Here is a 7,919-nt window from a genome sequence, read left to right as displayed (position 1 = left end):
GATGTAAATAAGTAAGAAGTTCCTTTTCAGTTTCTTTACAGATTGTAACTGGGTTGGTGTCGGAATTTGCTACTTAATATCAACTCCACCAGCATATTAAAGCATGGCTTTGTCGATACTAAAACCTTTTTGATCGTTCGTTTTAGTCCAGCAATTGACCAGACGCGAGAAAAACGCGTCTGTATCAGCTAGACAAACTCTTGTCCATTGCGGCGGACTCAAAAAAGGATCATAACTATTTTTTGGTAACAAAGCAGTTATCTGGTAAGTCGTAAAAGCAACTTCTTACTTATTTACATCTTTGTCGTCATCGGAGACAGGCAAACTTCTAATCAGTTCGCGAATCACATCAGTTGCGGGTCTACCTGTTTGTTGACAATATTTTTCTAGCTTTTCCGCTTCCTGTGTTGCGAGATTGACAGTTATACGTTTAACAGCCCATTTTTTATTTGTCATTATCATGCTATCTGCTGGATATTTAGATCGTCGAAAGAGTCTAAATTAAAGAGGGAACCGATAAGGTTATCAGAATTTGTCTCAGGAAACAAGTAATATCATTAATATTAAAAATGTTCGTTTTGTCAAAGTATTCATCATTTCCTAAAAAAATTAAAAAAGTACACTTTATTTGTTACTGTTATGACATGATAAAGACCACATAGTTGCTTTTGAAGATAATAACGCTACTAACAGCATGAGTAAAGCCTGACAATGAAATTTTATAAATGAATTTGAGACACCTATTGTTGACTCAATCAAGATTTCCAAAGTTATTCTCCATCGAAAGCATTTGACCTTCTCTCTTAACCAAGTTCGCCAAACCCGCTAAAACATCCTCTACCTCTAAGTAAGACATTTTCAGCGCGATATTGATTTCATCTAACAACACCAGATGAAAGTCTGGGTTGCGAATATATTCTAATGATTTTTGCCAAGCGGCGCTAGCTTTATCGAGATCGCGATCGCGGTCTTGAGTTTCCCAGGTAAAGCCTTCGCCCATTGCGTGAAATTCTAACTGGTCTTCCCAATTACCGAAAACCCGTTTTTCTGAAGGTTCCCAGCTACCTTTGATAAATTGAACGATCGCTACTTTATACCCGTGACCTAGCGATCGTAACACCATCCCCAAAGCGGCAGTGGTTTTACCTTTACCATTACCAGTATTTACAATAATTAACCCTTTTTCTGGTACAGCTTGTGCTATGCGTTGATCCTGCACTTCTTTGCGTCGCTGCATCTTTTTGCGGTACTGTTCATCAGTCAGAGATGAAGACATTACCTGATCAATCAAGCGCCCAATCTCTGGGTCTGCGTTCAATTCTTGTGGTGTGTCGTTTGTCATCAACTTTGTCTAGAAATAACTGTTAAAAGTGTTGAGAATGAACCAAAATCGTTTTACTTCTCCAATTTCACTTAAATCACTTGATTGGAAATGTCCGGTAAGTTTTCAGTGAATTATTAATAGTGTGTTAGCTTGATTAACATGATTAGGACTTACGCAAACTCTACGATTCTTGGCGTTCTTGGCGTTCTTGGCGGTTCGATAAATTAAGCTTTTTAGCACTTTTTGCGTAAGTCCTAATGATTTTCAGACAAGTATGGAAATCCATATGATATACAAACTAAACTTATAATTTGAGTTTACTATTACTGTTTTAAATAATTTAATATGTTCATTAAATCACTTTTCCAGTAAACTTTAGCAAAGGCGACTCTCACAGAACAATTTCCTCATGACCAGATCGCCTAAGATATTCAAACTTATCTAATTATCTGATTGACAGCAGATATACTCTGGATGCGCCATTTACGTCGTTCTCGAATCAAATCATATTGAACTCGCAAATCCTCGCTAGAAGACTTTTGAAACTCACCATCTTCATATAACTGCTTCGCTTCCTTAACCGTAGCTTTCACTACGGCACGATCTGCAAATAAATCACTTATCTCTACAGATTCTATCTTCAGAATATGGTCGTACTTGTAGTATTGGTTTTCTGACCTATACTGTTCACCAGTCTGCCGCGATTTAGACAAAGCTGAACCAGTTAAAATCTGCTCTAAATTATTAATTTCATGATTCGGCCCGAAAGCTTCAGCTTTGGTCGATAACCAAGTCCGAATGACTTCCTCTGCCGTTGCATTTGTTAGAGGGTCTTGTGCTGATTCTGGTTTACTATTTGGATCGGGAATAGATATTGGTGGTTGATTTATCTCTACAAATAACTCTGACACAGGTCGTGTAGCAAAAAACAGATTTTTTAACCATCCAAAAGTTGTTGTGGCTACCACCCAGAGAACTAATAGACTCACCAAAGAAATAAACACTCTCCATACCAGCCGTGTTTTCCCTTCGAGGGTGTTAGCAAAAGTTCGCCGCCGCCGGGGACGACGAGAAGGAGGACGATTATCTGGTACACGCCCTCGGCTAGCAGATTGAGTAGGTTTTCTTTGCCTACGCTTTTGGTTATGAGCAGGTGCAGTACTTTTAACTGAACCGTTCAAATGCTGATTAGTGCCTCTGTTCATCCGTTCAGCAGCAGGAACCTCTGATTTTACACTTCCAGATGAATTCCATATATGTGGTGATAAGTTTGGATATTCAGACGTTTCTTTTGTTGGTGTTTTTGGCAAATGTGGGTCAGGTGTTCTGCTGTGATTAAATTGCCCTGAAGTTCTAGTTGAATTGTTGTCGAGAGGGGGATTATTTGTCTTGGGCTGGGGAAAATACTGGGGGTTAATTACAGCCCATTCGTTAGTTGTTTCTGCATCCGTTGGCAGTGCTTCTAAATAAGCTTGCACCTGTTGATTAGCAAAGTAATCTTTTAGGAAAGCTTGCTGGTTTGCTAAATCTCTAAAATGGGGAAATACTTCGTGTTGCAACCACTGTTCTGCATATAGACACAGCCCCGGTAACAAATCTGGAGAGTCTTGAGATTTTTCCCGAATAAAAGCTAAGGCTTCGTACTCCTGACTAAGTTCTAAAACACGAGTTGCTTCTTCAGTTTGTCCCAAGAGTAACGCACATAGGGACTGTTCTAAATGTACATCTTGGCGCTTGCCCAGACGGATGAGCATTTGCCTTGCTTGACGAATTAAAGCAGGTTGCCGTTGAGCAAATCCCCGTGCTATCAAGGCATAAACAGCTAAGTAAGTGGCAACAGCAGAAGGACGTTTGCTTTGAGCTTCAAATAACTTGTGCTGCTCTGCGACTGTTAAATGGGTGCGTAACTGCTGGATAAATCGCAGAAAATCATCTATATTTAAACCAGATTCATCATTGTTCGTGCCATCAATGCCACCACGATCTTCTAAAAGGTTTTGCAATAATTCCAAGCCTTGGCGTCGTTCGGCAGTTTTTTCTTGAGGTAGTGCCAGCAACTCCAAGATTCGGTATGGTCGCAATTTGTAAAGATCCGCCTGAATTTCTGCCTGTACACTGGAGAACAACCCTTCACGTACTAGCAGTTCTTGACCAGTTTCTAAGGATATGGCGGCATTTTCGTAGTGACCTTGCTGCCACTGTTCACGACCTAATTCGAGACAAGCAAGGGCAACAGTGAGAACAACATCTGGATGTTCAGCGCTTTCGTATATTTCTTCGTCTGCTAAATTATTGCCCTTTCTTACACTTTTAGCACTATTTTTATTTACCAGGTATGGACGACCTAGTTTCAATACAAGCTCGTATTCGCCCAACTCTTGCAAAATTAATAAAGCGCCAACTAATTCGTCTTGACTAATTTCGATGCCCGGACTTTGGGTGTCAATACCCCTTTTGGTGCTTTCTGGACGATTTTCCTTTGCTACTGCGGCAGCAGCAGCAAGGTTATCAGGGTCATAGGCGTGGGCAAGATAGAGATGATCGTAGGTACTGCGTTGTTTTGGATCTGATAAAACCACGTAAGCTTCTTCTATGAGTTGTTTACGAGAAGAAATTGCTGCCTGAGAATACTCACGTCGTGGCAATTGTACAATGCGATCGCTATATGCCTGCCGCAATTGTTCATCACTTGCCGCCAACGGTAGTCCTAAAATTCGGTAGTAATCTAGCGGAATTCGCACAGCCTACTTCCCCTGCACCGTGATCAACATAATTCACCTAGAGCGTTCCAGGCCTGTAAAACCGTGCCATAACAATGCCGTGTAGAATTTACTCTACAAGTGTATATTGCAACAACTTGTTTTGTACCTTCCCGAAATTTTGAGTCACATTCTAGTACTAATTTTTTGCTTTCGCCTAGAAAGCCTCAATTGTTTGTCTTAATTCTTAGTATTTTTGTTTAACACGACTATTATCAGCCTTCGATAGCACAAACCACAACTACCGCTTTTAATCACGGCATAATTGTTGTGGTTGCAAGAATCTATTGATGATTGATTTTTTCGGGACTTTCCCACTAGAAGGTCACTAAAATATCACTATTGGAGGTCTTGACCCTGATAACTAGAGTAAAAAATCATATCATAATTTACCTTTAATTACAATTACCTATTTGGGTATATAGATTTTTGCCTCCTTTTTTTAAAATTGTTAATGGATATGCAGAAAGCAGCCTATCTTGATTGCTACTCTATGAAGGGGAATATTTAGGAGTGCTGAGGGCTGAGTTCTGAGTAAGAAGTAATGAGTAATACGTAGTATTTGTGAATCTTTTCACTCACTATTCACTACTCGTAACTGATTTGATGCCTAATCGATACTTATTTTACTTTTTACTCAGCAATGGCTCAACGTTCTGCGATCGCTAACGGCACTCAGCACTGTTTCGGTAAAAGAGAAAAATCCAAAGCGGCAGATGTTGCCCTTAGAGTTAAATCCTCACGGGACATGGGCTGAAAAGTTAAAAATCAAAAAATTAAAAATTCAGCTATTCCCTAAGACCCTTTTTTGGTGCATAAATAAAGTTTGATTGTTGAGTCTTGCAAACGCTAGCTTGTTAAAGGCTGAGGTGTTATCAGACCAACTTATTTAAGACCGTAAGTTTAAGTTGTACAACAGGGATACTCAAAAATAATGGTTCAAGAGCGTACTTTACCTACATTTAATCCTGCTACTACGCACATCACTAAAGAAGAAGGGTTACGGTTGTATGAGGATATGGTATTAGGGCGCTTGTTTGAAGACAAGTGCGCTGAAATGTACTACAGGGGCAAAATGTTTGGTTTTGTCCATTTGTACAATGGTCAAGAAGCCGTTTGCAGTGGTGTTGTGCAGTCAATGCGACCGGGTGAAGATTACGTTTGTAGTACTTACCGCGACCACGTTCATGCTCTGAGTGCGGGTGTACCAGCAAAAGAGGTAATGGCAGAATTATTTGGCAAAGCCACAGGTTGCAGCAAAGGGCGCGGTGGTTCCATGCACATGTTTTCTGCCGAACATCGCTTGTTGGGTGGCTATGCTTTTGTGGCTGAGGGAATTCCTGTAGCAGCTGGAGCAGCTTTTCAAAGCAAATACCGCCGGGAAGTGCTAGGAGATAAAAATGCTGACCAAGTGACAGCTTGCTTTTTTGGCGACGGTGCAGCTAACAATGGTCAGTTTTTCGAGACGCTAAATATGGCAGCCTTATGGAAACTGCCAATTCTTTTTGTAGTCGAAAATAATAAGTGGGCCATTGGTATGTCTCACGAACGAGCCACTTCCCAGCCAGAGATTTATAAAAAAGCTAGTGCATTTAACATGGTGGGCGTGGAAGTGGATGGCATGGATGTACTAGCAGTCCGAGCCGTGGCTCAAGAAGCTGTAGCCCGTGCCCGCGCAGGCGAAGGGCCAACATTAATTGAAGCACTTACCTACCGCTTCCGGGGTCACTCCTTGGCTGACCCAGATGAAATGCGAAGCAAAGCGGAGAAAGAATTTTGGTTCGCCCGTGACCCAATTAAGAAGTTGGCAACTTATTTGCTAGAGCAAAATCTGGCGGATGAGGGAGAAATCAAAGCAATTGATCGTAAAATTCAGGATGTAATCGACGAAGCAGTTAAATTCGCCGAAAGCAGCCCCGAACCAGACCCGAGCGAGTTATATCGTTTTGTGTTTGCAGAAGACGAATAAATTTTGGGGAACGGGGAGTGGGGAGTAGGGAATAGGGAGTGGGGATTTAGAGTATGCCCAATGCCCCATGCCCAATGCCCCATGCCCAATGCCCAATGCCTACTCCTCAATTAGAAGGTCTAAGTTTATCCCGCCAAGATGGCTGTGGTGATGAAGAACCGGAAGAACCGGAACTATTTGCCGGAGAGGAAGATCGCCTACTTCTTCGAGGCGGGGGAGGAGAATCAGATTCTACTCTTCTATATCGCCGCCGTGGACGAGATGATTCTGAGGAAGAGTTAGTATAAGTTGATTCTTGGGTGCGATCGCGTCTTCTCCGTCTTGGGGTATAATCGCTCGGTTGCTGTTCTTCTTGAGAATAGCTCCTTCTGGTTCTACGTCTCCTATATGAACCACTATCCTCAGAATTTCTAACACTTTCCCTTTCTGAGTCATCATTAGAGGAAATAGAACGATTCAGCACTTGTTTGGGCTTGATAGACTGGGCTTTGATAGTGCCTTTACGACCTTCTAACTTGGGTCGTTTGGGAAACTTTTCTACGGGCATCCCCTCTGCCGCTTTTTCCATAAATTCGTGCCAGGTGTAAGCCGCACTACCACTACTGCCGTCTGTGGGGCGGTTGTCATCGTTACCTAGCCAAACGCCTGTCACCATTTGGGGAATGTAACCAATAAACCATAAATCACGGGCTTCGTCGGAAGTGCCGGTTTTGCCTGCAACTGGTCTATTACTTAATTGAGCAGCAGCACCAGTTCCCGCTTCTACGACGTTGCGTAGCATCCAAGTCATGATGGCGGCACTGTCAGCGTCAAGGGCCCGTTTTGGCTTGAAATTAGCTGACCAGATCACCTTGCCTTGGCGGTTGAGGATGCGAGTAATACCATGAGGTTCTGTATGCAATCCTTGAGTTGCAAAACTGCCATAAGCGCTAGTCAATTCCAACAGATTGACTTCATTTGAGCCAAGAGCCAAGGAGTAGGTGGGCTTGAGTTCAGAGTTTATCCCCATATCATGGGCAAGTTTAATTGTTGGCGTAAAGCCTACATCAATCAACACCTTCACCGCAATAATATTAATAGAGCGGGTGAGGGCATCTCGGATGTTCATGGAACCCCGAAACCTTTCACTATAGTTTTTCGGTTCATAACCATCTACGACAAAGGGCGCATCTTCGTAGCTATCGTAGGGGCTTTTACCGCTAGCGATCGCAGTAGCATATACAAACCCTTTAAATGTCGATCCTGGCTGCCGTTGTGCCTGAGTAACCCGATTAAACTGGTTTTTACCAAAATCTTTTCCCCCAACCATTGCCTTAATTTCCCCACTGCGGGGGTCAATGGCCACCATTGATCCTTGCTTAAAGTTTTCCCAGCTTCCCTGATTTCGCAGCGTTTTGGCAACCGCCTCTTCTGCGACTTTCTGCCAAGTCGGGTTCAGTGTGGTTTCTACTACTAATCCCTCACTTTTTAGCACGTTAGGAGAAACATACTTCGGCAATTCTTTTTGGATGTAGCTGGTAAAGTAGGGTGATTCTACTTCCAGTCGCTTGGGTAAACTGGTTTTGAGAGCCAGTGGTTCTTGGACTGCTGCCTGTCTTTGTTCTGGCGTAATTATTTTATCTTCTTGCATCCGTAGCAATACCAAGTCCCGCCGCCGTTTTGCTGCTTCGGGATTCTTGTCTGGAGCGTATAAGCTAGGAGCAGGGGCTAATCCAGCAATCGTTGCCATTTGGGCTAAAGAAAGTTGGTCTGGCGTTTTACTAAAGTATACCCAGGATGCATCTGCTACACCATAAGCTCCACCTCCCAAATAAACCAGATTTAGGTAACGCTCTAAAATCTGATCTTTGGTTAATTCATTCTCCAT

At 42.5% G+C, this 7,919-nt stretch carries 4 protein-coding genes and 1 pseudogene; 1 reads left to right on the top strand and 4 read right to left on the bottom strand.

All coding sequences use genetic code 11. The features are described 5' to 3' along the window. Positions 1-285 precede the first annotated feature (285 nt). The 3 genes and pseudogenes from LC574_RS16640 to LC574_RS16630 all read right to left on the bottom strand — a co-directional run bounded on the left by LC574_RS16640 (position 286) and on the right by LC574_RS16630 (position 4,065). Positions 286-462, bottom strand: coding sequence for a CopG family transcriptional regulator (locus LC574_RS16640; RefSeq protein ID WP_181985004.1), 177 nt, complete (start codon positions 460-462; stop codon positions 286-288). A gap of 352 nt (positions 463-814) precedes the next feature. Beyond that, positions 815-1,342, bottom strand: a pseudogene (gene cobO / locus LC574_RS16635) (cob(I)yrinic acid a,c-diamide adenosyltransferase); the annotation flags it as partial. 419 nt (positions 1,343-1,761) lie between these two features. Further along, complete coding sequence (locus LC574_RS16630) at positions 1,762-4,065, bottom strand: IMS domain-containing protein (RefSeq protein ID WP_229454543.1); 2,304 nt, start codon at positions 4,063-4,065, stop codon at positions 1,762-1,764. 952 nt (positions 4,066-5,017) lie between these two features. Between LC574_RS16630 and pdhA the strand changes: the two genes are divergently transcribed. Next, on the top strand, positions 5,018-6,052 hold the full coding sequence (gene pdhA, locus LC574_RS16625; RefSeq protein WP_229454542.1) for a pyruvate dehydrogenase (acetyl-transferring) E1 component subunit alpha: 1,035 nt from the start codon (positions 5,018-5,020) through the stop codon (positions 6,050-6,052). Positions 6,053-6,158: 106 nt separating this feature from the next. On the opposite strand, the gene LC574_RS16620 is transcribed toward pdhA, so the two are convergent. After that, positions 6,159-7,919 (bottom strand): transglycosylase domain-containing protein (locus tag LC574_RS16620; RefSeq protein ID WP_229454541.1); only part of this gene is annotated, 1,761 nt, incomplete at its 5' end.

Origin of the sequence: Nostoc sp. CHAB 5715, from assembly GCF_020829685.1 — a bacterium.
GTDB lineage: Bacteria > Cyanobacteriota > Cyanobacteriia > Cyanobacteriales > Nostocaceae > Nostoc.
This window is presented reverse-complemented; position numbering and strand designations above follow the sequence as displayed.